A 21,765-nucleotide genomic window follows, 5' to 3' on the forward strand; every position below is an offset into this window, starting at 1 on the left:
GCGAGCGCTCAGGATCCTTCGATGATGGCCTGCAGAGCCGCCTCGGCCTCTCGCCAGCTTTCGGTCCGGATCGTTCCGTGCGGCATCGGCGGGAGATGCGGCCGGAAATCTGCGTTCGCCATGAGATGAACGAGCCGGACATTCGGGACGCTTCGCCGGACCCCTTCGAGATTGGGCGGGAGATCGTCGACGAAGGCGACCGGTCCAACCCAGCGCTCGGCCAGTTCGGCCACGACGCCACCTTTGGAGCGCTCGGTCGCGATCATCGGCCAGGGCATTCCCGCCTGATCGAGGAGGGCTCGGCGCTGATCGTAGAATGACGGCGTCATGGCCGTCAGGAAGACGATGTCCGCTATCCGCGACAGGCGAGACAGCGCCTCGGCAACCCCCTCGACGGGCTTCTGCCGCTGTTCCTGCTGGGCGTAGAGGCGCTCCGTCACGCCGTCGAGTTCGTGCCCGCTGAGGGCCGCGCCCGTGGAGATCGACCGGACGTTGCCGGTGAGCCGGAAGCTGTCGAAATGCAGTTGCGCTCCGCACTCTGCCAGAAGCTCGCAGAATGGCGCGATGAAGTGCAGCACGACCTCGTCGATATCTAACACGAGAAGTGCGGCGTGGCGTGGCTCGAGATCCGCGATCCGCGGTCCGCGCGTAACGTCGCCTCTCGTCACGAAAAGGACTCGGCGTAGGTGTCTCCGAGCGAGCGCCGGGCGGCCGCTACGTCCTGCGGACGGATGCCGGCGTGGGCGGCGAAGTCGTTCAGCGTCGCCTCGTCCGCAATGACGAAGTCAAGGACGCCCGCCAGGAACGCGGGCTCGGTGGCAGCCTCGCGCAGGTTCTCGAGTTCCAGTCCCGTCAGCCGCAGGAAGCGATTGAAGAGGACTGTATCGGATGCGACGAAGGACAAGGCCTCGATCGCCAAGGTCGACGCATCATCTTCGCTTGCGCGTTGCATGTCTCAGCCTTTCTTAACCACGATGACGCCTCGCACGATCGGCGAGTGCATATCTACCTTTGTTAAATCAAATTGCGGGTACTTTCGCGAACCGACACAGGAAACGGATGCTGCCCGATTCCGCCACGAAGGTTGCGTCAATGACCAAGACCGTCATGATTGTCGAGGACAACGAGCTCAATATGAAGCTCTTCCGCGACCTCATCGAGGCCCATGGCTACCGCACCGTTCAGACGCGCAGCGGCCTGACGGCGATGGGTCTCGCGCGCGAGAGCCAGCCGGACCTAATTCTCATGGATATTCAGTTGCCGGAAATTTCTGGGCTGGAGGTCACAAAGCTGCTGAAGGCCGACCCGGATCTCAAGCGCATTCCCGTCATCGCGGTGACGGCCTTCGCGATGAAGGGCGACGAGGAGCGGATCCGTCAGGGCGGATGCGAGGCCTATATCTCAAAACCGATCGCGGTCACCAAGTTCATCGAGACGATTAAGTCGTTCCTTGGCGACGCGTGAGTCGCCGTGGGCGACGATCCATCAAGTTGCGCGCGACCGCCGCAAGGTTAACCATTCGTGAAATCTTCGTGGACGGGATCAGTCCACCGGATTGATTCTCGGGCGATTCTCGGCAACTCTCGGAGCGTGGGAAAACGGGCGCAGGCAAGCCGCTCCCTTCGAGTTTCCCCATGGAATGCTCAGGTCCGCCGCATCTCCTGGGTCCCGTGGGGCGGTCGGCCGGCATCTGGTCTCAAGCGGTTTCCTCGTACCGTGATCGGATAGCCGGCCGGCCACTTTCCTGTCTATCCGACAACCGATCCTTCGTGCGTTGCTGCGTCACGCATGCCGCAAACGCAAAACGCCGCCCAGAAGGGCGGCGCTGCAGATCGTCGTTCGGCCAGAAGCGGCTTACTTGATCTTCGTCTCGCGGAACTCGACGTGCTTGCGCACGACCGGATCGTACTTCGTCTTGGTGAGCTTGTCGGTCATCGTACGGCTATTCTTCTTGGTCACATAGAAGAAGCCGGTGTCCGCCGTGCTCAGCAGCTTGATCTTGATGGTGGTTGCCTTGGCCATGGTCTTCGGTCCGTCCGTCTATCAATTGTCGTTTCCTGCGCCGCGCGATGCGACGGGTGAGCGTCGCAAGAGGCATGCAGGACAGGGTTCAAGAAGATTCGAGTACCGGACCGGGCTTCGGGCTCGATGCTCGACGGGGCGAACGAGCCGCCTCGACTATCGCGGCGGACACTACGCATGGCGGCGCTCAAGTCAAGAGGGACGGCGCAGCGTACGGGCTCCGATCGCCACGAGATAGGCCGCGAAGAAGACGGCGAGAGCGTAGGCGAAGCCGCTCGGACCGAACAGATCCATCGAAGTCCCAAGCGTCTGGGGACCGACGAGCATGCCGAGCGAATAGCAGAAGATGAAGGCGGCATTGGCCGCCGCGAGGTCGGCGCCTGCAAGGCGCGACCCGAGATGCGCTAGACCGACGGTGTAGAGACCGGCGACCACACCGCCCCACAGGAAAAGGACGATCGCCAGGAGCACCCAGTTCGCATGAAGCAGAGGCATGATCAGTGCGCCTGCGAGGCCGATGGCGGCGAACGCAAGAAGGAGGTGCCTGCGATCTCTGACCCGATCGCTGAGAAGGCCGAGCGGGATCTGCAGGGCGACGCTGCCGAGGCCGATGGCGGACAGGAGGCGCGCGGCACCGCCTTCGCTGAACCCGATCGACAGCCCGTAGAGCGGAAATAGGGCAAGCCCGCCCGACTCGACCGCGCCGAAGACGAACACGGCGCAGGTGGCACTCGGCACCGCCCAGAGATAGCGATGGAACGGCGCCGTCGGCGACTCGTCCAGGACGGGTGTGCTGCGCGAAGCGAAGAGAAGCGGGACGGCAGCCGAGAGGATCATCGCCGCACCGATCCCGAAGGGCAGAAAGCCTTGGCTGCCGACGAGCGAGAAGACGAAGGGCCCGAGTGCGAAGCCGAGCGCGAGTACGGTCGCGTAGATGCCAAGAATCAATCCGCGGCGCGATGGCGGCGAAACGGCGCTGATCCAGAACTCGGACAGGATGAACATGACGGTGACCGCGAAATGGAAGACGAGACGCAGCGCAAACCATGTCCAGAACGGCTCGAAGACATAGAAGCCGATCGCCGACATCGCCGCCGCCGCGATGGCGAGGAACAGCGTGCCGCGGATGCCGAACCAAGCGATGAGGTAGGGTGAGGCGGGAGCCGCCAGAAGCGAGGCGAGACCGGCGACCGCGGTGTTCAGGCCGATCAGGGTGGAGGAGATGCCGCGGGCTTCAAGGACGACGCTGAGAAGCGGGAGCCCGAGCCCGAGCCCTAGGCCGACAGCGCCAATCGAGGCGATCGCCGCAACCACGCCCGACCAGGCGACGCGATCGCTCGTCGGGGCAGGACTGTCGGACACCTGTGCGCCTGCGGTCATAGGTACTCGACGGTGTGCTCGCCCCGACGCCGCCGGAAGAAGGGGATCGGAGCCCATGGATCGTCCTGCGTGCCAGCTTCGAGCCGCCGAAAGGCTGCGTCCAGAACCCGTGCCGTTATCTCAGCGACGCGGAAGTTCTTAAGCTGTTCCGGTCCCACCCATATGACGGTGTCGAATTCGTCGGTGGGTGGCCGAGCAGGTAATCGTCGGTCGAGGAGACGGTCCGCTGACACGAGGAAGAAGCGCGCGTCGAACCGACGAGGAAGGCCGGGCGGCGTAATCGCCCGCGCCAGCGGCATCAGGGCGCGAGGCGTCGGAACGGCACCGGCCGCCGCGAAGGGCTCCCAGCCGGCCGGCATGGCGAGGGGCCGGCCCAACTCTGCAACGAGAAGGCCGGTCTCCTCCTGCGTCTCGCGGATCGCGGCGAGCGCGAGGGCCGCGGCGTGACATGTTATGCGCGGTTTCGGGCTTCCAGCCATCAATCGGGTGGCGACAGCCGCGTCGACCGCAAGATGCCGCGCCAGAGCCATGTCCGAGGCTTCCAGTCGGCCACCGGGGAACACGAGATGGCCCGGCATGAAAATGTGACCGGCCGCGCGGATTCCCATCAGGAAGCGGATCTCGCCGTCCGTGCGATCGTAAACGAGAAGCGAGGCGGCGTCCTTCGGCCGAACCCGCCTCGCAGGGTCGCTCAATGGTCGGCTTCGGCTGGAGCGCCGCCGAACCCGTGCATGCGGATCGCCCATTGCAACCCGATGGTCGCGCCCTTCAACGGCTGCAGCAGGACGAGCGACAGAACGAGCGTCACGGGGATCCAGATGGCCAAATGGGCGGCGAGCGACAGATCTACCCAGGTCTCCGCACCCATGAAGAGGGCGACGACGATGTGACCGACGATGAAGACGGTCAGATACGGAGGGAGATCGTCTGCGCGGTGATGCGAATATTCCTCGCCGCACCGGTCGCAGCGATCGACGCTCTTCAGGAACCCGCGGAAGAGCTTGCCCTTGCCGCAGTGCGGGCAGCGCATGCGAAACCCGCGCGCCATCGAAAGGAGAATACCGCGGGGCTCGAGCTCGACGGGATCACCGGATGCGCTCATCGTTTCCCTCTCACCTTGCCAGCGACGTTCTTGGCCCGGAACGGACGATTCGGCCTGCGAGCCCGGGGGCGCGCCTTGTGGAACGAGGCGGTCGTGCCCGGCAGTTCGCGGGCTTCGGTCAGCATCTCGAAGCGCATCGCACCCGACAGCGGCGCGGCCTCGACGAGCTTCACCTCGACCGTATCGCCTAGCCTGTAGCCAAGCCGCGTCCGCTCGCCCACCAGCGTGTGAGCGGCCTCGTCATAGTGGAAGTAGTCGCGTCCGAGCGTCGAGATGGGCACGAACCCGTCGGCGCCATAGCTCGGCAATTGCACGAAGAGGCCGGCGCGCGTGACACCGGTGATACGGCCCCCGAACTCCTCGCCGAGGCGCTCAGCGAGGTGTTGGGCGATGAGCCGGTCGACCGTATCGCGCTCGGCTGCCATGGCCCGGCGCTCCGCCTGGCTGATTTCCTCCGCGGTCTTCTCTAGCTCGGCCTCTTCCGCCTGCGTGATGCCGCCCGCACCCAGCCCCAAACCCTTCACCAGCGCGCGATGCACGACGAGATCGGCGTATCGGCGGATCGGCGACGTGAAGTGCGCATAGCGCATGAGGTTAAGGCCGAAATGGCCGATGTTCTCGGTCGAGTAGTTCGCCTGGCTTTGCGAACGAAGGACCACCTCGTTGACGAGGCTCTCGTGCTCCGTGCCGCGCACGGCCTTGAGAATGCCGTTGAAATGCGCCGGCCGAAGGTTGCCGCTCTTGGCAAGCGGCAGATCCAGCGTGCGCAGGAAATCGCGCAAGGACTCCATCTTGGCAAGCGAGGGCGCGTCGTGGGCACGGTAGATCAGCGCCTGCTTGTGCCGCTCGAGCGTTTCGGCCGCGGCGACGTTGGCCTGGATCATCATCTCCTCGATGAGGCGATGCGCATCGAGCCGTTCGGGCACCACGACGCGATCGACTTTGCCCTCGCCGTTCAGCAGGATCTTGCGCTCGGGGAGATCGAGGTCGAGGGGCTGGCGATCGCTGCGCGCGCTCACGAGTGCCCGGTAGGCCGCCCAGAGCGGTCGCAGGACGCCTTCGAGGATCTCCTTCGCCACACCGTTGTCGCGCCCGTCGATCGCCGCCTGCGCCTCTTCGTAGGCGAGCTTGGCGTGCGAGCGCATAATGATGCGGAAGAAGGCGTGCGAGCGCTTCTGGCCCTGCGCGTCGAACACCATGCGTACCGCCAGCGCCGGTCGATCGACGCCTTCGCGCAGCGAGCACAGGTCGTTGGAAATGCGCTCCGGCAGCATCGGAACGACCCGGTCGGGGAAGTAGACCGAATTGCCGCGCAGCCGCGCCTCCGCGTCGAGCTTGGTGCCGGGCCGCACGTACCAGGAGACATCCGCGATCGCGACGGTGACGACATGGCCGTCCGGATTGGCAGGATCCTCGTCCGGCTTCGCGTGCACGGCGTCGTCGTGGTCCTTCGCATCGCGCGGATCGATCGTCACGAGCGGGAGATCGCGCCAGTCGACCCGGTCTTCCATCGTGGCGGGTCCGGCGCGTTCGGCCTCGGCCATCACAGCCTGCGGAAACGCGTGCGGAATGGAGTGGGCGTGCAGCGCGATCGTCGAGATCGCGCGCTCCGTCGCCATCGACCCGATCACGTCGGCGATCGAGCCCGTCGGAAGACCGCGACGCTGATGTTCGGCGGGTTCGACCTCGACGAGATCGCCGTCCTCGGCATCGCGCGTCGCGCCCGGCGGGATCATGTATTCGAGCTGGCGGCGCTCGACGGGCTCGACCCGGCCACCGCCGCCGGGCGTCTTGCGGAAGATACCGATGGCGCGGGCCGTCCGGCGTTCGAGCTTGCGGATGACCTTGGCGCTGGGTCCCGCATCGCCCTCGTAGGTAAGTTCGGCCAGCACCCGGTCGCCTATGCCGACGGCCGGCCCGGACGACGCGCCGCGCAGGGCGAAGCGGGGGCGGGGGCCGCGTTCGTCCTCGTCCCAGCCTGTGGGATCGCCGAGGAGGCCGCCGTCCGCATCGCGGCTGCGGATTTCGAGTACCCCGACCGTCGGCAACTCGCCCGGGCGACGGTAGCTCTTGCGCCCGCCCTCCAGCAGTCCCTCGGACTGAAGGTCCGCAAGGATGTCCTTCAGGACGTAACGGTCGTCTCCCTTGACGCCGAACGCCTTGGCCAGATCGCGCTTAGTGGCGCGACCCGGGTTTTCAGCGAGGAAGCGGAGCACCGCCTCCCGGCTCAGCGAGCGCGTTTCTCCGTAAGGTTTCGCTCGCTTCGCCATCTCGTTCAGTCCGCCTTCGCCTTGGCCTTGGCGGCCGGCTTCTTCGCTGCGGCAGGCTTCTTCGCCTCGCCTGTCTTGGCCGCTGCCGTTCGGCGCGCTGCGGGTTTTTTCACCGCCTCGCTGCCGTCGGCCTTCGCCACCTTCGTCGTCTTTTTGGCCGGCGCCTTCTTGACCTTGGTGCCCGTCTTCTCGGCGCGCTCGTTGAGGATCTGGATCGCTTCCTCAAGCGTCACGCTTGCGGGGTCCTTGCCGCGCGGCAGCGTGGCATTGACCTTGCCGGCGTTCACGTAGGGGCCGAAGCGCCCCTCGCGCACCGTGATCGAACCGCCGATCGTCGGATGCTCGCCAAGCGTTGCAAGGGCTGCCGGCGTCGAACGCCCGCGCGGCCCACGCTCCTTCTTCTCGGCGATCACGGTCACGGCGCGGTTGAGCCCGACGGTCAGCACGTCCTCGATCGATTCGAGGTTGGCGTAGGCACCGTCGTGCTGAAGGAACGGTCCGTATCGGCCAAGGCCCGCGAGGATCGGCTTGCCCGTCTCCGGGTGCAGACCCACCTCGCGCGGAAGCGACAGCAACTGAAGCGCCTTCTCGAAGTCGATGTCGGCGACCTGCCAGCCCTTGGGCAGGGACGAGCGCTTGGCCTCCTTGCCGTCGCCACGCTGGACATACGGTCCGAAGCGGCCCGAGCGGAGGGTGACCGGCTCGCCGGTCTCCGGGTCGCTTCCCAGGTTCTTCGGCTCGTTGAGCCCGCCGTCACCTTCGACGCCCTCGGCCTGAAGGTTGGAGCCGAGCTGACGCGTGAAGCCGCATTCGGGATAGTTCGAGCAGCCGACGAAAGCCCCGAACTTGCCGAGCTTCAGGCTGAGCCGGCCTTCGCCGCAGCGCGGGCAGGCGCGAGGGTCCGTGCCGTCGCCCTTGTCCGGGAAGACGAGCGGCGCCAGTTCTTCGTTCAGCGCGTCCAGGACATCGGTGACGCGAAGCTCCTTCGTGCCGTCGACCTGCGCCGAGAAGTCACGCCAGAAGTCGCGCAGGACGTCCTTCCACGAGAGTTCGCCCGCCGAAATGCCGTCGAGCTTGCCCTCGAGATCGGCCGTGAAGTCGTACTCGACATAGCGCTCGAAGAAGTTGTGCAGGAAGGCCGTCACCAACCGGCCCTTCGAGTCGGGGAACAGCTTGCGCTTGTCCTGGACGATGTACTCGCGGTCCTGCAGCGTCTGAAGCGTCGCGGCATAGGTCGACGGGCGACCGATGCCGAGTTCTTCCATCCGCTTGATGAGCGAGGCTTCGGAGTAGCGCGGCGGAGGCTCGGTGAAATGCTGCGTCGGGTCGACCGACAGGCGCTTCAACGTGTCGTTCGCCGCGATCTCGGGCAGGCGCGCGCTTTCGTCCTCCTCTTCGGGCGTCTCGGTCGGCGCCTTGGAGTCGTCGCGGTGGTCCTGATAGGCCCCGATGAAGCCGTCGAAACGGATCACCGAGCCGGTCGCGCGCAGCATCGCCCTGCGCCCCGCACCCGTCGCCTCGATCTCGGCGGTGGTCCGCTCGATCTCGGCCGATGCCATCTGGCTGGCGATCGCCCGCTTCCAGATCAGGTCGTAGAGACGTGCCTGATCGCGATCGAGGAACTTCTCCATGTCCTTCGGATGGCGATCGAAACTCGTCGGGCGAATGGCCTCGTGAGCCTCCTGCGCGTTCTTCGCCTTGGTCGAGTAGAGCCGCGGCTTTTCCGGCACGTAGCGGCCGCCGAAGGTCTTGCCGATCGCACTGCGCGCGTCGTCGATCGCTTCGGGCGCCATCTGGACGCCGTCGGTTCGCATGTAGGTGATGAGACCGACCGTCTCGCCCCCGATGTCCATGCCCTCGTAGAGACGCTGGGCGATCTGCATCGTGCGCGACGCTCCGAAACCGAGCTTTGCGGACGCCGCCTGCTGGAGGCTCGACGTTGTGAACGGCGGAGAGGGGTTGCGACGGGTGGGCTTGGCCTCGACCGAGACAGCCTTGAACGACGCGCCGTTCAGCATGTCGCGAATCTCGAAGGCCCGCGCTTGCGTGCCGATCGACAGGCGTTGCAGCTTCTCACCGTCGAATGCGGTGAGCCGCGCGACGAAATCCTCGCCCCGCGGCGTCGAGAGACGCGCCGCGATCTGCCAGTACTCGTCGGTCTTGAAGCGCTCGATCTCCGCTTCCCGGTCGCAAACGAGGCGTAGCGCGACCGACTGGACCCGGCCCGCCGAGCGCGCGCCCGGCAGCTTGCGCCAGAGGACGGGAGAGAGCGTGAAGCCGACGAGATAGTCGAGGGCGCGGCGGGCGAGATAGGCGTCCACCAGCGGCACGTCGATCTCGCGCGGGTTCGCCATCGCATCCAGCACCGCCTTCTTGGTGATGGCGTTGAAGACGACGCGGCTGACCGGCTTGTCCTTGATGACCTTCTTCTGCTGGAGAACTTCCAGCACGTGCCAGGAGATGGCTTCGCCCTCGCGATCCGGGTCGGTCGCGAGGATCAGGCCGTCGGCGCCCTTCACGGCCTGCGCGATCTCGGTCAGGCGCTTCTGCGAGGGCTTGTCGACCTCCCAGTCCATGGCGAAGTCGTCGTCCGGACGCACGGAGCCGTCCTTGGGCGGCAGGTCGCGCACATGGCCGAAGGAGGCGAGCACCTTGTAGTTGCTGCCGAGGTATTTGTTGATCGTCTTCGCTTTGGCCGGCGACTCGACGATAACGACTTCCATGAGCGGACGGTCCTGGGGAACGGGGCGGGCGCGAACGGGGACCGCCGAAAACTTAAAGCTTCGCTCACATGGACAGGCCGGACGCGTGGGTCAACCCCGCCCCGGTCCCCAAGCCCCTCGCGAGTCAGGGCAGGAGACTGAGGCGTCCGCCACTGTGGCGTTCGAGCCGCCCGGCGAGATCCAGTTCGAGAAGGACGACCTGCGCCGCGCTCCAATCGACCTCGGCATGGGCCATGAGATCGTCCAGCGAGACAGGCGTCGTGCTGAGCGAGCGCACGAGCCGCGATCGTTCGTCATCGCCCGGCTCGTCGAAGGGTTCGGACGGCGAAGGCTCGGCAAACAGGCCAGGGCGCGCGTTGGAGCGACCATCGAGCGGCGCGAGCGCATCGAGAATGTCGGCCGGTTCCGTCACCAGCATCGCGCCGTCCTTGATCAGCGCGTTGCACCCTGCCGACTTTGCATCCAGCGGCGAGCCCGGCACGGCGAACAGGAGGCGGCCGAGCTCGCCGGCGAGCCGGGCGCTGATCAGCGTTCCCGAGCGCATCGCGGCCTCGACAACGAGGACGCCGAGCGATAGGGCCACGACCACCCGGTTGCGACGAGGAAAGTCGACGGCGCGCGGCTCCCAGCCGAAAGGCATCTCCGTGACGAGGCAACCGCCGCCGTCGGCGATGCGGCGCATGAGCGGTCGATTCTCGGGCGGATACGGGCGGTCGAGCCCGCCAGCGAAGACCCCGATCGTGCCGGTGGCGAGGCTCGCCTCGTGCGCCGCCGTGTCGATGCCGCGGGCAAGACCTGACACGATGGCGTAGCCCTCGCGACCGATGCCGTCCGCGAAGAGCCGGGCGAGCTTGCCGCCCGCGGCCGTCGCCGAGCGAGCGCCGACGATGGCCACCGCCGGCCGCTCGAACTTCGCGGTCTCGCCCATCACGGCCAGAACCGGCGGCGCGGCGTCCGTCCGCAGGAGCATGGCGGGATAGTCGGCCTCTCCCCGGATCACGAAGCGGGCGCCCATACGCTGCGCCGCGGCGAGTTCCGTCTCGACCGAAGCGAGGGGAGCGATCGCGACCTGCCGCCGGGCGCCGCCCCGCGCGGCGAGGTCGGGCAGCTCGGCCAGCGCGGCGGAGGGTGTTCCGAACCGGGCGACCAGCTTCGTGTAAGTAACGGGACCGACGTTCTCGCTGCGGATCAACCGCAGCGCCGCAATCCGCTCGGCGTCAAGCAGGACCGGCGAAGCGGCCGCCGGCGACGGCGTCAACCCTTGGACCCGATCTTGCTTTCCGTGCCGGTCAGGAGCCGGCGAATGTTGGGCGCGTGCTTGATGTAAACGAGGACCGTCAGAATGGCCGTGAGGCCGGCGGCCATCGTGTTGCCGAGGGTGAGGTAGACGACCGGCACGACCAGCGTGGCGAGGAGCGCCGCCAGCGACGAGAACTTCCAGATCTTCGCGGCCCCGAGCCAGACCGCGGCGAACACCAGAACCCCGATCGGCGCGAAGCCGAGGAGCACGCCGATATATGTCGCGACCCCTTTGCCGCCGCGAAAGCCGAGCCAGACGGGGAAGAGGTGCCCGATGAAGGCGCCGAAGCCCGCGACCGCAGCCGCCGGCGCACCCCAGCGCCAGTAGATCAGAACCGGCACGGTCGCCTTGAGAAGGTCGCCGAGAAGCGTCAGCGCGGCCACCTTCTTGTTGCCGGTCCGCAGGACGTTGGTCGCGCCGATATTGCCGGAGCCGATCGATCGAAGGTCGCCGAGGCCGAACATCTTCGTCAGGATCAGCCCGAACGCGATGGTGCCGCAGAGATAGCCGACGACGAGGGCGGCCACGAGGATCGTCGGGTCAATTCCCGCGGCCATGTCCATCGGCTCAGTGTCCCTGATTCTGGAGGGAGAAGACTTCGCGCCCTGCGACGAAGGTCTTCACGACCTCGCCCTGGAACCGCGCATTCTCGAAGGCGGTGTTCTTAGAGCGCGAACGAATGCGGCTCTTGTCGAAGACGTAGGGGCCGTCGAGGTCCACCAGCGCGAAGTCTGCCGGGTGCCCCGGCTGCAGCGTGCCGCGGTCGATCTTGAGCAACTTGGCCGGCGCCACGGTCAGCGCTTCCACGATGCGAGCGAGTTCCACCCGGCCGGAGTGATAGAGCCGCAGCGACGCCGGAAGCAGGGTTTCGAGACCGATCGCCCCGACCTCCGCCTCAGCGAAAGGTCGACGCTTGCCATCGGCATCCTGCGGGTCGTGCGCCGAGCAGATGACGTCGATCGTGCCGTCGGCGAGCGCGGCGATCATTGCCTGCCGGTCGTCCTCGTGTCGCAGCGGTGGCGAAAGACGGAAGAAGGTTCGATACTCGCCGATGTCGTTCTCGTTGAGCGACAGGTGGTTGACCGACACGCCCGCCGTTGCAGCGACGCCGCGACGCTTGGCGGCGCGCACCGCCTCGGCGGACAGTTCGGTCGAGATCTGAGCCGCGTGGTAACGCACGCCGGTCAGAGCCGCTAGACGCAGGTCCCGCTCCAGCGGGATCAGCTCGGCCTCGCGCGGGATGCCGGGAAGGCCCAACCATGAGGCGAGCAGCCCCTCGTTCATCACGCCTGACCCGACAAGGTCGGCATCCTGCGTATCGTGCGCGAACAGAGCGTCGAAGTCGCGCATGTAGGTCATGATGCGTCGGATGAGGCCGCTGTCCCGTAGCGTCCGCCGCCCGTCGGTGAAGGCTCGGACGCCGGCCTGGGCCAAAAGCCCGATCTCGGTCATCTCCTTGCCCTTCAGACCCTTGGTTAGAGCCGCGGCCGGGAAGACGTTCACCGACGCCGTCTCACGCGCCGTTCGCATCACGAACTGAACCAACGCGACGTCGTCGATCACCGGATCGGTGTCGGGCATGGTGACGATCGAGGTCACGCCGCCCGCCGCGGCCGCGCGGCTCACCGAGCGGATCGTCTCGCGATGCTCGCTGCCGGGTTCGCCCATGTGGACGCGGATGTCGACGAGGCCGGGGATCAGGAGAAGGCCGGACGCGTCGATCACCTCGGCGCCGTCGGGCGCGTTCTCGTTGGCCGAGGCAGCGCCGACGGCGGAGATCACACCGTTTTCGACTAGAAGGTCGCCGAGTTCGTCCAACCCCTGCGACGGGTCCAAGATGCGGGCGTTGCGAACGAGGAGGGGGCGGGCACTGTCGAGGCCGGTCACGATGCGGACTCCTCGTTGCCCATCATCCATTCCATCACCGCCATGCGGACGGCGACGCCCATCTCGACCTGCTCCTCGATGACGCTCTGGGGGCCGTCCGCGACCTCCGAGGCGATCTCGACGCCGCGGTTCATCGGGCCGGGATGCATGACGAGGGCATCGGGCTTGGCTCGCGACAGGCGTTGCCCGTCGAGGCCGAAAAGGCGGAAATATTCGCGCACCGAAGGCACGAAGGAACCTTCCATCCGCTCGCGCTGCAGGCGCAGCATCATCACGACGTCGGCGTCCTCAAGCCCCCGGTCCATGTCGTGGAAGACCCGGACGCCCATCTGCTCGATCCCGTTGGGCAGAAGCGTCGAAGGTCCGACGACGCGCACGTCGGCGCCGAGCGCGTTGAGAAGCAGGATGTTCGAGCGTGCGACGCGGCTGTGCAGCACGTCGCCGCAGATCGCGACCGACAGGCGCGCGACGCGGCCTTTGCGACGGCGGATCGTCAATGCGTCGAGAAGGGCCTGTGTCGGATGCTCGTGCGCGCCGTCGCCCGCGTTCACGACTGAGCAGCCGACCTTCTGCGACAGAAGGGCGACCGCGCCCGCAGCGTGATGACGCACGACGAGGATGTCGGGGCGCATGGCGTTCAGCGTCATCGCCGTGTCGATCAGGGTCTCGCCCTTCTTCACCGACGAATTGGCGACCGACATGTTCATGACGTCGGCGCCGAGGCGCTTGCCAGCAAGTTCGAAGGACGCCTGCGTTCGGGTCGACGCCTCGAAGAAGAGGTTGATCTGCGTTCGGCCCTTCAGCGCCGCCTTCTTCTTGTCGCGCCCGAGGCTGACCGCGATCTCGCGCTCGGCGAGGTCCATCAGCATGTGGATGTCGGGAAGCGACAGGCCCGCGATGCCGAGGAGATGGCGTCGGGGAGCGGCGGAGGGGGGTGTCAGCGCTGTCATGGCGAGCACCGCCTATAGGAGAAACGGGGAGGGGCCACAAGCGCGTCGTCCGCCGATGCACCTCCGCAATTAACCATGCCGAAGAGTTCGCGTTGCGGGGCGGGAGCGAAGCGCGGATGTTGGCGTTAAGTTTTCGTTAACTCTTCGGAGGGCTGGCCCGTGAAGCGCATACCCACGACCTTCGCTCTTTCCACTTGGGCCGGCTTTCTCGCCGTCACCGGCGCCAACGAAATTCTACATCTGAACGGTCATGCCGCCCTCGGCGGCTTCGCGCTCGAACCGTCGGTCGGAACCGGTCCCGTCGGCTGGGGCGTCGCGCTTCTCTGCATTGGTACAGCGGCGCTTCTGGCCGTCGGCCTCATCCGGTTGCACGGGCGCGACGATGCCGAGATCGGGCAGGGCGAACTCCTGTCGTTTGCCGGGATCGGCGTCTGCTCGGCCATGGTGATCGCGGCCACCCTCTTCGGTCAGCCGTTCGCGGCGGTCTTCGACCGCCTCGACCTCGCCTTCTGGTCCCTCGGCCTCAGCTTGGTGGCGCTCGCGTTCGACGCCTGCATCTTTGCGCCGGACGACGAAGACGAGATGGACGAGATGGCCTTCCGCCGGACGGTCGCCGCGATCAGCGCTTCGATCCCGCGCCAGACCGACGTGCGCCGCGATGGAGACGCGTGATGCGCTGGCTGCTGTCTCTCTGGTTCCTGCCGATCGGCTTCCTTGTGCTTTGGCTCGTGCTCGCCTCCAACGACTGGAGCCTCGGCCTGCATTTCTTCTCGCGCGACATGTACGACACCGTGTTCGGCGTCTACGCGAACGTGCTGGGCGTGGCGCCCGAAACCTTGCCGCCGCTGGTGGTGAGGGCGCTGATCCTCGACAGCCTGATCGTGCTGGCGCTCTGCGCATTGCGTCGTCGCAAGGCGATCGTCGGCTTCCTTCGCGAGCGCTATTCGTCGCGCAGCTCGGTCAGCCTCGACAGCCTGTCCAAGGCGCCCTGAAGAATGAAGGACGCGGCGGCCGAGTCGATCCGCTCGGCACGCTGACGCCGCGATACGTCCATCTCCAGAAGGCTGCGCTCGGCCGCAACGGTCGACAGGCGCTCGTCCCAGAAGACGAACGGACGCGGGTCGATCCGCTGGAAATTGCGCACGAAGGCCCGCGTCGACTGCGACCGCGGGCCTTCGCTGCCGTCCATGTTGAGCGGCAGCCCGATGACCACGAGCCGCGCATCGACCGAGGCGAGAAATGCAGACAGGGTAGTGGCATCCGCCTGAAACTTCGCGCGGCGGATGACGGGACGCGGATTGGCCAGCCCCCATCCGAGATCGGACACCGCGACGCCGATCGTCTTCGTCCCGAGGTCCAGCCCGACGGCCGTGCCTCCTGCCGCCCTCATGTCGACCACATCAGCGATATCGGCGATCAGCATCCTGCCTCCTTGATACGGGGCTTCCGGCGCTAGGTTTCCCGCGACCGCATCATCGGAGATCCCCTAGCATGAAGATGACCTACTTCGGCCATTCGGCATTTCGCATCGACACGGGACGCGCGGTCATCCTGATCGACCCGTTCCTGACGGGGAACCCGCACTTCAAGGGCGACGTCGCAAAGGCCACCGAAGGCGCCACCCATATCCTGCTGTCGCACGGTCATGGCGACCACGTCGGCGATACGGTCGAGATAGCCAAGCGTACGGGCGCCCGCGTCCTCGGAACCTATGAACTGGTCAACTGGCTGGCGTCCAAGGGTGTCGAGACCATCGAGCCGGCCAATACCGGCGGCACCGTCAAGTTCGACGGCTTCTCCGTCACCCTCACGCAGGCCTTCCATTCCTCCGCGAGCGTCGAGGAAGGTGGCAAGATCACCTATCTCGGTATGCCCAACGGCATCGTCATTCACTTCGACGACGGCAACAGCGTCTACCACATGGGAGACACCGACATCTTCGGCGACATGGCGCTGATCGAGGAGATGCACCAGCCCAAGATCGGTCTTGTTCCGATCGGCGACCGGCTGACGATGGGCGGGGCGGTGGCCGCGCTGGCCTGCCGCCGCTACTTCAACTTCAAGACCATCATCCCGCTGCACTACGGAACGATGCCGATTCTTGACGCCGATCCGCAGCGCTTCATGGACGCGATGGAGGACGAGGCCTCCCGCGTGCTGCTGCCCGAAGTCGGCCAGCCGTTCGACATCTGACGGCCCCCTCGCGGACAGGCGGCGGCGTTGCCTCCGGGCAACCCCGCCGTTATAGCACCGTCTCGACCATCAGTTCGGGAATGCGCATGTCCGTCGATACCGCCACCGTTCGTCGTGTCGCCCGTCTCGCCCGCATCGCGGTGTCCGACGACGAGGTCGCGACCATGCAGGGCGAATTGAACGCCATCCTCGGCTTCGTCGAGCAACTCGGCGAAGCCGACGTGTCCGGCGTCGAGCCGATGACCTCGGTCACGCCGATGGAGATGAAGAAGCGCGACGACGCCGTGACCGACGGCCACAAGGCCGAGGACATCGTCGCCAACGCCCCGGCCACGCAAGAGCACTTCTTCATGGTGCCCAAGGTCGTGGAATGAGCGCTGGACGCGTCGAGATTCGCGCCGAGACCCCGCTGCAGGACGACCTGCGCGCCCTGATCGCCGAGCTGAACGACGCGATCGACAGCCAGGAGCCGGACACGCCGGCCGAGTTCAAGTTTCGCATGACCGCCGAGGAGATGGCGCGACCCGATACGACGACGTTCCTCGTCCGCATCGACGGCGCGGCCGTCGGATGCGGGGCCCTGAAGCGGCACGACGCGTCGCTCGGTGAGGTCAAGCGGATGTACCTGCGACCCGCGGTTCGCGGGCAGAGGCTGGCCGCCCGTCTCCTCGATCGGATCGAGGCGGAAGCCAGAAGCCTCGGGCTTGGGGCGCTGGCTCTCGAGACCGGCATCGGCTTCGAGGCTGCCCGCCGCTCCTACGAGCGGGCTGGCTTCGAGCTGAGCGGCCCCTTCGCCGACTACCCCGACAGCGGCTACGCCGCGTTCTATCGGAAGACCCTCGCGGTTCGCGAAGCCGATCCGGCCGCGTCCCGACCATTCGACGTTGCGAGACCATGACCGATCTGACCGAACTCACCATCGCCGAAGCCCGCGACGCGCTGAAGGCCAAGACCTTTCGGGCGAGCGAGCTGACGGACGCCTATCTCGGCGCGATCGAGGCTGCCAACGGCGCGCTGAACGCCTACGTCGCCGTCACGGCCGACAAGGCGCGCGAGATGGCGGCCGCATCCGACACGCGGCTGGCGCAGGGCGAGGGTGGGGCGCTCGAAGGAATTCCGCTCGGCGTGAAGGACCTCTTCGCGGTCGAGGGCGTGCGCACGCAGGCCGCGTCCCACATCCTCGACGGCTTTAAACCGCGCTACGAATCGACCGTCACAGCCAATCTGTGGGCCGACGGCGCCGTGATGCTCGGCAAGCTGAACATGGATGAGTTCGCGATGGGCTCGTCCAACGAATCGAGCCATGACGGCCCGGTGGTGAACCCGTGGCGCCGCAACGGGTCGGACGTCGCGCTGGTGCCAGGCGGCTCGTCCGGCGGCTCGTCGGCGGCGGTTGCCGCGCGCCTCTGTGCCGGTGCGACGGCCACCGATACCGGCGGCTCGATCCGTCAGCCGGCGGCTTTCACGGGAACCGTGGGCATCAAGCCGACCTATGGTCGTTGCTCACGCTGGGGCATCGTTGCCTACGCCTCGTCGCTCGACCAGGCGGGTCCGATCGCGCGCGACGTCCGCGATGCAGCGATTCTCCTGACGTCGATGGCTTCAAGCGACCCGAAGGACACGACGTCCGTGGATCGCCCGGTGCCCGATTACGAGGCCGCCGTCGGTCGGTCGGTGAAGGGACTGCGCATCGGCATCCCGCGAGAGTATCGCGTCGAGGGCATGCCGGCCGAGATTGAGGCGCTATGGCAGAAGGGCATTGCGACGCTGCGCGAAGCCGGGGCTGAGATCGTCGACGTGTCGCTGCCGCACACGAAGTACGCCCTACCGGCCTACTATATCGTGGCGCCCGCCGAAGCCTCGTCGAACCTCGCGCGCTATGATGGCGTGCGCTACGGCCTTCGCGTGCCCGGCAAGGACATTGCCGAGATGTACGAGAACACCCGTGCCGCCGGCTTCGGTCGCGAGGTGAAGCGCCGCATCATGGTCGGCACCTACGTGCTTTCGGCCGGCTACTACGACGCCTTCTATCTTCAGGCGCAGAAGGTCAGGACCCTGATCAAGCGCGACTTCGAGACCGTCTTCGCGGACGGCGTCGATGCCCTCCTGACGCCGACGACCCCCTCCGCCGCATTCGCCATCGGCGATGCGAAGCTCGCGGCTGACCCCGTGGCGATGTACCTGCAGGACGTCTTCACCATCACCGTCAACCTCGCCGGTCTTCCGGGCATTGCGGTGCCGGCCGGCTTGTCCGGTGAGGGCACGCCGCTCGGTCTCCAGTTGATCGGTCGTCCGTTCGACGAAGAGACGCTCTTCGCCACGGCCTCCGTGATCGAGAAGAGCGCCGGCCGCTTCGCTCCGAAGCGCTGGTGGTAGGACGCTTCGGCGCGCTCCGTCGCGCCGACGTGATCGAATGACTGCAGCCCAGCTGCGCCCCGAGATGAACGAGTTCGCCCGATGCCCCTCGTCGATACACGCACCCCCGATCCGAAGAAGCTGATTCCCGGCGCGACCGGGGACTGGGAGATCGTGATCGGCATGGAAGTTCATGCCCAGGTCCTGTCCGAGTCGAAGCTCTTCTCGGGCGCGTCGACCGAGTTCGGCGCCGAGCCCAACGACAACGTGTCGCTCGTCGATGCGGCGATGCCCGGCATGCTGCCCGTCATCAACGTCGAATGCGTGCGACAGGCCGTGCGGACGGGCCTAGGCCTGAAGGCGCAAATCAACAATCGCTCCGTCTTCGACCGGAAGAACTATTTCTATCCGGACCTGCCGCAGGGCTACCAGATCTCGCAGTTCCAGCAGCCGATCGTCGGCGAAGGGACCGTGATCGTGTCGGTCGGTCCGGACTCCAAGGGACAGTTCGAGGAGGTCGAAGTCGGCGTCGAGCGCCTGCATCTCGAGCAGGACGCAGGCAAGTCGCTGCACGACCAGCACGCGACGATGTCCTTCGTCGACCTGAACCGCTCTGGCATGGCGCTGATGGAGATCGTCTCGAAGCCGGACATGCGTTCCGCCGACGAAGCGCGCGCCTATCTCACCAAGCTGCGCACCATCCTGCGCTATCTCGGCACGTGCGACGGCAACATGGACGAAGGCTCCATGCGCGCCGACGTCAACGTTTCGGTGCGCCGTCCGGGCGGCGAGTTCGGTACCCGCTGCGAGATCAAGAACGTCAATTCGATCCGGTTCGTCGGACAGGCGATCGAGTCGGAAGCCCGCCGGCAGATCGCGATCATCGAGGACGGCGGCACGATCGACCAGGAGACGCGCCTGTTCGACCCGGCCAAGGGCGAGACGCGTGCGATGCGCTCCAAAGAGGACGCGCACGACTACCGCTATTTCCCTGATCCCGATCTCCTGCCGCTTGAGTTCGACGACGCCTTCGTCGAGGCGCTGCGGGAGAAGCTGCCGGAACTCCCCGACGACAAGCGCCAGCGCCTGATGAGCGAGGCCGGACTCTCGGCCTACGACGCTTCGATCCTCGTATCCGAGAAGTCGATCGCCGACTTCTTCGAGCAGGTGGCGAAGGGGCGCGACGCCAAGCAGGCTGCGAACTGGGTGATCAACGACCTTCTCGGAGCGTTGAACAAGAGCGGCAAGTCGATCGAGGAGACGCCCGTCTCGGCCGACCAGCTAGGCGCCGTGCTCGACCTCATTCGCGAGGGCACGATCTCGGGCAAGATCGCCAAGGACCTGTTCGAGATCGTCTGGAACGAAGGCGGGGACCCCCGCGAGCTGGTCGAAAGCCGCGAGCTGAAGCAGGTCACCGATACCGGCGCGATCGAGAAGGCGGTGGACGAGGTCATCGCGGCCAACCCCGACAAGGTGGCACAGGCGCTCGCCAAGCCGACGCTCGCCGGTTGGTTCGTCGGTCAGGTCATGCGCGCGACCGGCGGCAAGGCGAACCCGCAGGCGGTCAACGACCTCGTGAAGGCCAAGCTCGGACTGGAATGAGCACCTACTTCATCCGAACTGCGACGGCCCGCGACATGGCGGCCGTTCGTCAGCTCTTGGTCGAGACCTGGCAGGCAACCTACGGCGCGATCCATGACGCCGAGCGTTTGCGGGAGGTGACGGGTACGTCGCATGACGAGACGGCGCTCCGCGGCCGTCTCGGACAACCGGATACCGAGTTCCTGGTCGCAGACGATGGGACGCGTCTTGGCGGCATGGCCTTCGCTCGCGCTGCACGCGACGACCGGACCCTCCTGATCCTGCACGACCTCTACGTCCGGCCGGATGCACAAGGGCGAGGGGTCGGGACGGAACTATTCTCCGAGATCGCCGGCTGCTTCCCCCAGGCGACCCGCATGCGTATCGAAGTGGAGGAAACCAACGCCCGTGCGATCGGCTTCTACACCGGGCTGGGCTTTGCGCGTGTCGGCGCTTCCGAGAGCGAGGGTGGCTCGACCGTCCTCATCTTCGAGCGCCCGCTGGGCGCTTTCGACGCCTAGACTTTTACCGGCCGCGGCAGCATAACCCAGCCACGGCATTTACGGACACGATGCGATGAAACCCTGGCTGCTGCAGATCTTCACCTGGTGGAACGGCCAGACGATCGGAACGCGCTTCCATACCTGGCGCTTCGGCAAGCGGGTGGGCGAGGACGAGCGCGGCAACGTCTACTACCAGTCGGCCGACGGCAAGCGTCGCTGGGTCATTTACGCGGGCGAGGCGGAGGCCAGCCAGATCGGCCCCGGCTGGCACGGCTGGATGCATCACCGCGTGGACACCCCCCCGGTGGACGAGAACTACAAGCCGCGCGACTGGCAGAAGCCGCATGTGCCCAATCAGACCGGGACGCGCTTCGCCTATCGTCCGAAGGGCTCGCTCCTCAACACCGCCGAGCGGCCGCGCGTGACGGGCGACTACGACGCCTGGACGCCCTGATCGGGATCGCTCGCTCGATGCGTTTCGCTTCCTCCGCCGCGCGGCTCGCGGCGCTTCTGGCGCTGGCATGCGTCCCATCGCATAGCGCACATGCCGCCCGGATCGAAAATCCGGAAGCCGTGTTCTCCGGGCTCGACAAGATCACGGGCCGGATCACCTCCTTCGAGGTCAGGATCAACGAGACCGTGCAGTTCGGCGCGCTGCAGGTGACGCCGAGGGCGTGCTTCACCCGCACGCAGGAGGAGGCCCCGAAGACGGATGGCTTCGTCGAGGTGGACGAGATCACGCTCGACCGCGAAATCCGCCGAATCTTCACCGGCTGGATGTTTGCCGACTCGCCCGGCCTCAACGCCGTCGAGCACCCCGTCTACGACGTCTGGCTCAAGGACTGCAAAACCGACGCGAGCGTGCCGCCGGCACAGTGAAAGTCGGCCGGTCGCTCCAGCGCGTCGGCCAGAAGCTCGCGATATTGCGCACGCCGAACCTCGATCGCCCCGAAGCGCTGGAGGTGCCCGGTGATGAACTGGGTGTCGAGGAGTGTGAAGCCGCCGCGCCGCAGCCTGTCCCATAGGTACACCAGCGGCACCTTCGAGGCGTCCGTGCGCCGCGAGAACATGCTCTCGCCGAAGAAGGCCGCGCCGAGGCTGACGCCGTAAAGGCCGCCGACGAGCTCGCCGTCCGCCCAAGCCTCGACGGAGTGGGCATGACCCATCCGGAACAACCCGAGATACAGGTCGCGAATCTGCGCGTTGATCCAGGTCTGGTCGCGACCGGGCGCCGGTTCGGCACACGCGTCGACGACGGCTGCGAACGCGGTATCGAACCGAATGTCGAAGGGCTGCTGCCGGATCGTCTTGCGCAGCGACCGAGGGACGTGGAACCCGTCGAGCGGGAGGATGCCGCGGAACGTCGGGTCGACCCAATGGATCGACGGGTCCTCGGCATCTTCCGCCATCGGAAAGATGCCGGCCGCGTAGGCGCGCAGCAGGATCTCGGGTGTGATCAGCGGCTCGGAGCCGTACCGTCCGCTGCGCGCCAATGGTGT

Annotated in this window: 25 protein-coding genes; 11 read left to right on the plus strand and 14 right to left on the minus strand. The window is 66.6% G+C overall.

Annotated features, from left to right (window positions below; all coding sequences use genetic code 11):
• Nucleotides 1–8 precede the first annotated feature (8 nt).
• Complete coding sequence (locus tag ACLNGM_RS15520; protein WP_416355633.1) at nucleotides 9–668, minus strand: hypothetical protein; 660 nt, start codon at nucleotides 666–668, stop codon at nucleotides 9–11.
• On the minus strand, nucleotides 665–952 hold the full coding sequence (locus ACLNGM_RS15525; protein ID WP_416355634.1) for a DUF3572 domain-containing protein: 288 nt from the start codon (nucleotides 950–952) through the stop codon (nucleotides 665–667). Before ACLNGM_RS15525 ends, ACLNGM_RS15520 begins: the two co-directional genes overlap by 4 nt.
• A 140-nt stretch (nucleotides 953–1,092) precedes the next feature.
• On the opposite strand from ACLNGM_RS15525, the gene ACLNGM_RS15530 reads away from it, so the two are divergent.
• Nucleotides 1,093–1,464: a response regulator gene (locus ACLNGM_RS15530; RefSeq protein ID WP_416358460.1), complete on the plus strand. Its 372-nt coding sequence runs from the start codon at nucleotides 1,093–1,095 to the stop codon at nucleotides 1,462–1,464.
• 390 nt (nucleotides 1,465–1,854) lie between these two features.
• On the opposite strand, the gene rpmG is transcribed toward ACLNGM_RS15530, so the two are convergent.
• From rpmG to ACLNGM_RS15580, 10 genes are all read right to left on the minus strand, one after another.
• On the minus strand, nucleotides 1,855–2,022 hold the full coding sequence (gene rpmG / locus ACLNGM_RS15535; RefSeq protein ID WP_090959361.1) for a 50S ribosomal protein L33: 168 nt from the start codon (nucleotides 2,020–2,022) through the stop codon (nucleotides 1,855–1,857).
• Between the two features lie 192 nt (nucleotides 2,023–2,214).
• Entirely contained in the window at nucleotides 2,215–3,402 is a 1,188-nt protein-coding gene (locus ACLNGM_RS15540) for an MFS transporter (protein WP_416355635.1), read from the minus strand.
• The gene (locus tag ACLNGM_RS15545; protein WP_416355636.1) at nucleotides 3,399–4,097 is read right to left on the minus strand and encodes an NUDIX domain-containing protein; all 699 of its coding nucleotides are present in this window, start codon (nucleotides 4,095–4,097) and stop codon (nucleotides 3,399–3,401) included. The genes ACLNGM_RS15540 and ACLNGM_RS15545 overlap by 4 nt, the downstream gene beginning before the upstream one ends.
• Complete coding sequence (locus ACLNGM_RS15550; RefSeq protein ID WP_416355637.1) at nucleotides 4,094–4,504, minus strand: DUF983 domain-containing protein; 411 nt, start codon at nucleotides 4,502–4,504, stop codon at nucleotides 4,094–4,096. Before ACLNGM_RS15550 ends, ACLNGM_RS15545 begins: the two co-directional genes overlap by 4 nt.
• On the minus strand, nucleotides 4,501–6,774 hold the full coding sequence (rnr, locus tag ACLNGM_RS15555) for a ribonuclease R (RefSeq protein WP_416355638.1): 2,274 nt from the start codon (nucleotides 6,772–6,774) through the stop codon (nucleotides 4,501–4,503). Before rnr ends, ACLNGM_RS15550 begins: the two co-directional genes overlap by 4 nt.
• A gap of 5 nt (nucleotides 6,775–6,779) precedes the next feature.
• A complete protein-coding gene (gene topA, locus ACLNGM_RS15560; protein WP_416355639.1) occupies nucleotides 6,780–9,497 on the minus strand; it encodes a type I DNA topoisomerase in 2,718 nt (905 codons plus the stop codon).
• A 124-nt stretch (nucleotides 9,498–9,621) separates the two neighbouring features.
• The gene (gene dprA / locus ACLNGM_RS15565) at nucleotides 9,622–10,755 is read right to left on the minus strand and encodes a DNA-processing protein DprA (RefSeq protein WP_416355640.1); all 1,134 of its coding nucleotides are present in this window, start codon (nucleotides 10,753–10,755) and stop codon (nucleotides 9,622–9,624) included.
• Nucleotides 10,752–11,360, minus strand: coding sequence for a glycerol-3-phosphate 1-O-acyltransferase PlsY (gene plsY / locus ACLNGM_RS15570; protein ID WP_416355641.1), 609 nt, complete (start codon nucleotides 11,358–11,360; stop codon nucleotides 10,752–10,754). The genes dprA and plsY overlap by 4 nt, the downstream gene beginning before the upstream one ends.
• A gap of 4 nt (nucleotides 11,361–11,364) precedes the next feature.
• The gene (locus ACLNGM_RS15575; protein ID WP_416355642.1) at nucleotides 11,365–12,684 is read right to left on the minus strand and encodes a dihydroorotase; all 1,320 of its coding nucleotides are present in this window, start codon (nucleotides 12,682–12,684) and stop codon (nucleotides 11,365–11,367) included.
• Nucleotides 12,681–13,634: an aspartate carbamoyltransferase catalytic subunit gene (locus ACLNGM_RS15580; RefSeq protein WP_416355643.1), complete on the minus strand. Its 954-nt coding sequence runs from the start codon at nucleotides 13,632–13,634 to the stop codon at nucleotides 12,681–12,683. Before ACLNGM_RS15580 ends, ACLNGM_RS15575 begins: the two co-directional genes overlap by 4 nt.
• A gap of 159 nt (nucleotides 13,635–13,793) precedes the next feature.
• Here ACLNGM_RS15580 and ACLNGM_RS15585 point away from each other — a divergent pair, with 159 nt between their 5' ends.
• A complete protein-coding gene (locus tag ACLNGM_RS15585; RefSeq protein WP_090959334.1) occupies nucleotides 13,794–14,306 on the plus strand; it encodes a hypothetical protein in 513 nt (170 codons plus the stop codon).
• The gene (locus ACLNGM_RS15590; RefSeq protein ID WP_416355644.1) at nucleotides 14,306–14,626 is read left to right on the plus strand and encodes a DUF6105 family protein; all 321 of its coding nucleotides are present in this window, start codon (nucleotides 14,306–14,308) and stop codon (nucleotides 14,624–14,626) included. Before ACLNGM_RS15585 ends, ACLNGM_RS15590 begins: the two co-directional genes overlap by 1 nt.
• Here the strand turns inward: ACLNGM_RS15590 and ruvX are convergent.
• Nucleotides 14,575–15,057 carry a Holliday junction resolvase RuvX gene (gene ruvX, locus ACLNGM_RS15595; RefSeq protein ID WP_090959328.1) on the minus strand — a complete coding sequence of 161 codons (483 nt, stop codon included), beginning with the start codon at nucleotides 15,055–15,057 and terminating at the stop codon, nucleotides 14,575–14,577. The genes ACLNGM_RS15590 and ruvX overlap by 52 nt on opposite strands.
• A 68-nt stretch (nucleotides 15,058–15,125) precedes the next feature.
• Between ruvX and ACLNGM_RS15600 the strand changes: the two genes are divergently transcribed.
• From ACLNGM_RS15600 to ACLNGM_RS15635, 8 genes are all read left to right on the plus strand, one after another.
• A complete protein-coding gene (locus ACLNGM_RS15600; protein WP_416355645.1) occupies nucleotides 15,126–15,827 on the plus strand; it encodes a metal-dependent hydrolase in 702 nt (233 codons plus the stop codon).
• Nucleotides 15,828–15,913: 86 nt separating this feature from the next.
• Entirely contained in the window at nucleotides 15,914–16,201 is a 288-nt protein-coding gene (gene gatC / locus ACLNGM_RS15605) for an Asp-tRNA(Asn)/Glu-tRNA(Gln) amidotransferase subunit GatC (protein ID WP_416355646.1), read from the plus strand.
• Nucleotides 16,198–16,725 carry a GNAT family N-acetyltransferase gene (locus ACLNGM_RS15610; protein WP_416355647.1) on the plus strand — a complete coding sequence of 176 codons (528 nt, stop codon included), beginning with the start codon at nucleotides 16,198–16,200 and terminating at the stop codon, nucleotides 16,723–16,725. Before gatC ends, ACLNGM_RS15610 begins: the two co-directional genes overlap by 4 nt.
• Entirely contained in the window at nucleotides 16,722–18,203 is a 1,482-nt protein-coding gene (gene gatA / locus ACLNGM_RS15615; RefSeq protein WP_416355648.1) for an Asp-tRNA(Asn)/Glu-tRNA(Gln) amidotransferase subunit GatA, read from the plus strand. Before ACLNGM_RS15610 ends, gatA begins: the two co-directional genes overlap by 4 nt.
• Nucleotides 18,204–18,284: 81 nt before the next feature.
• On the plus strand, nucleotides 18,285–19,784 hold the full coding sequence (gatB, locus tag ACLNGM_RS15620; protein WP_416355649.1) for an Asp-tRNA(Asn)/Glu-tRNA(Gln) amidotransferase subunit GatB: 1,500 nt from the start codon (nucleotides 18,285–18,287) through the stop codon (nucleotides 19,782–19,784).
• Entirely contained in the window at nucleotides 19,781–20,284 is a 504-nt protein-coding gene (locus tag ACLNGM_RS15625; protein WP_416355650.1) for a GNAT family N-acetyltransferase, read from the plus strand. Before gatB ends, ACLNGM_RS15625 begins: the two co-directional genes overlap by 4 nt.
• Before the next feature lie 55 nt (nucleotides 20,285–20,339).
• Entirely contained in the window at nucleotides 20,340–20,720 is a 381-nt protein-coding gene (locus ACLNGM_RS15630) for an NADH:ubiquinone oxidoreductase subunit NDUFA12 (protein WP_055884771.1), read from the plus strand.
• A gap of 17 nt (nucleotides 20,721–20,737) precedes the next feature.
• Nucleotides 20,738–21,145, plus strand: coding sequence for a DUF2155 domain-containing protein (locus ACLNGM_RS15635; RefSeq protein WP_416355651.1), 408 nt, complete (start codon nucleotides 20,738–20,740; stop codon nucleotides 21,143–21,145).
• Here the strand turns inward: ACLNGM_RS15635 and aat are convergent.
• A complete protein-coding gene (gene aat / locus ACLNGM_RS15640; RefSeq protein WP_416355652.1) occupies nucleotides 21,088–21,759 on the minus strand; it encodes a leucyl/phenylalanyl-tRNA--protein transferase in 672 nt (223 codons plus the stop codon). The genes ACLNGM_RS15635 and aat overlap by 58 nt on opposite strands.
• Nucleotides 21,760–21,765 lie beyond the last annotated feature (6 nt).

Origin of the sequence: Aureimonas phyllosphaerae (genome assembly GCF_047943035.1) — a bacterium.
Lineage (GTDB): Bacteria > Pseudomonadota > Alphaproteobacteria > Rhizobiales > Rhizobiaceae > Aureimonas > Aureimonas phyllosphaerae.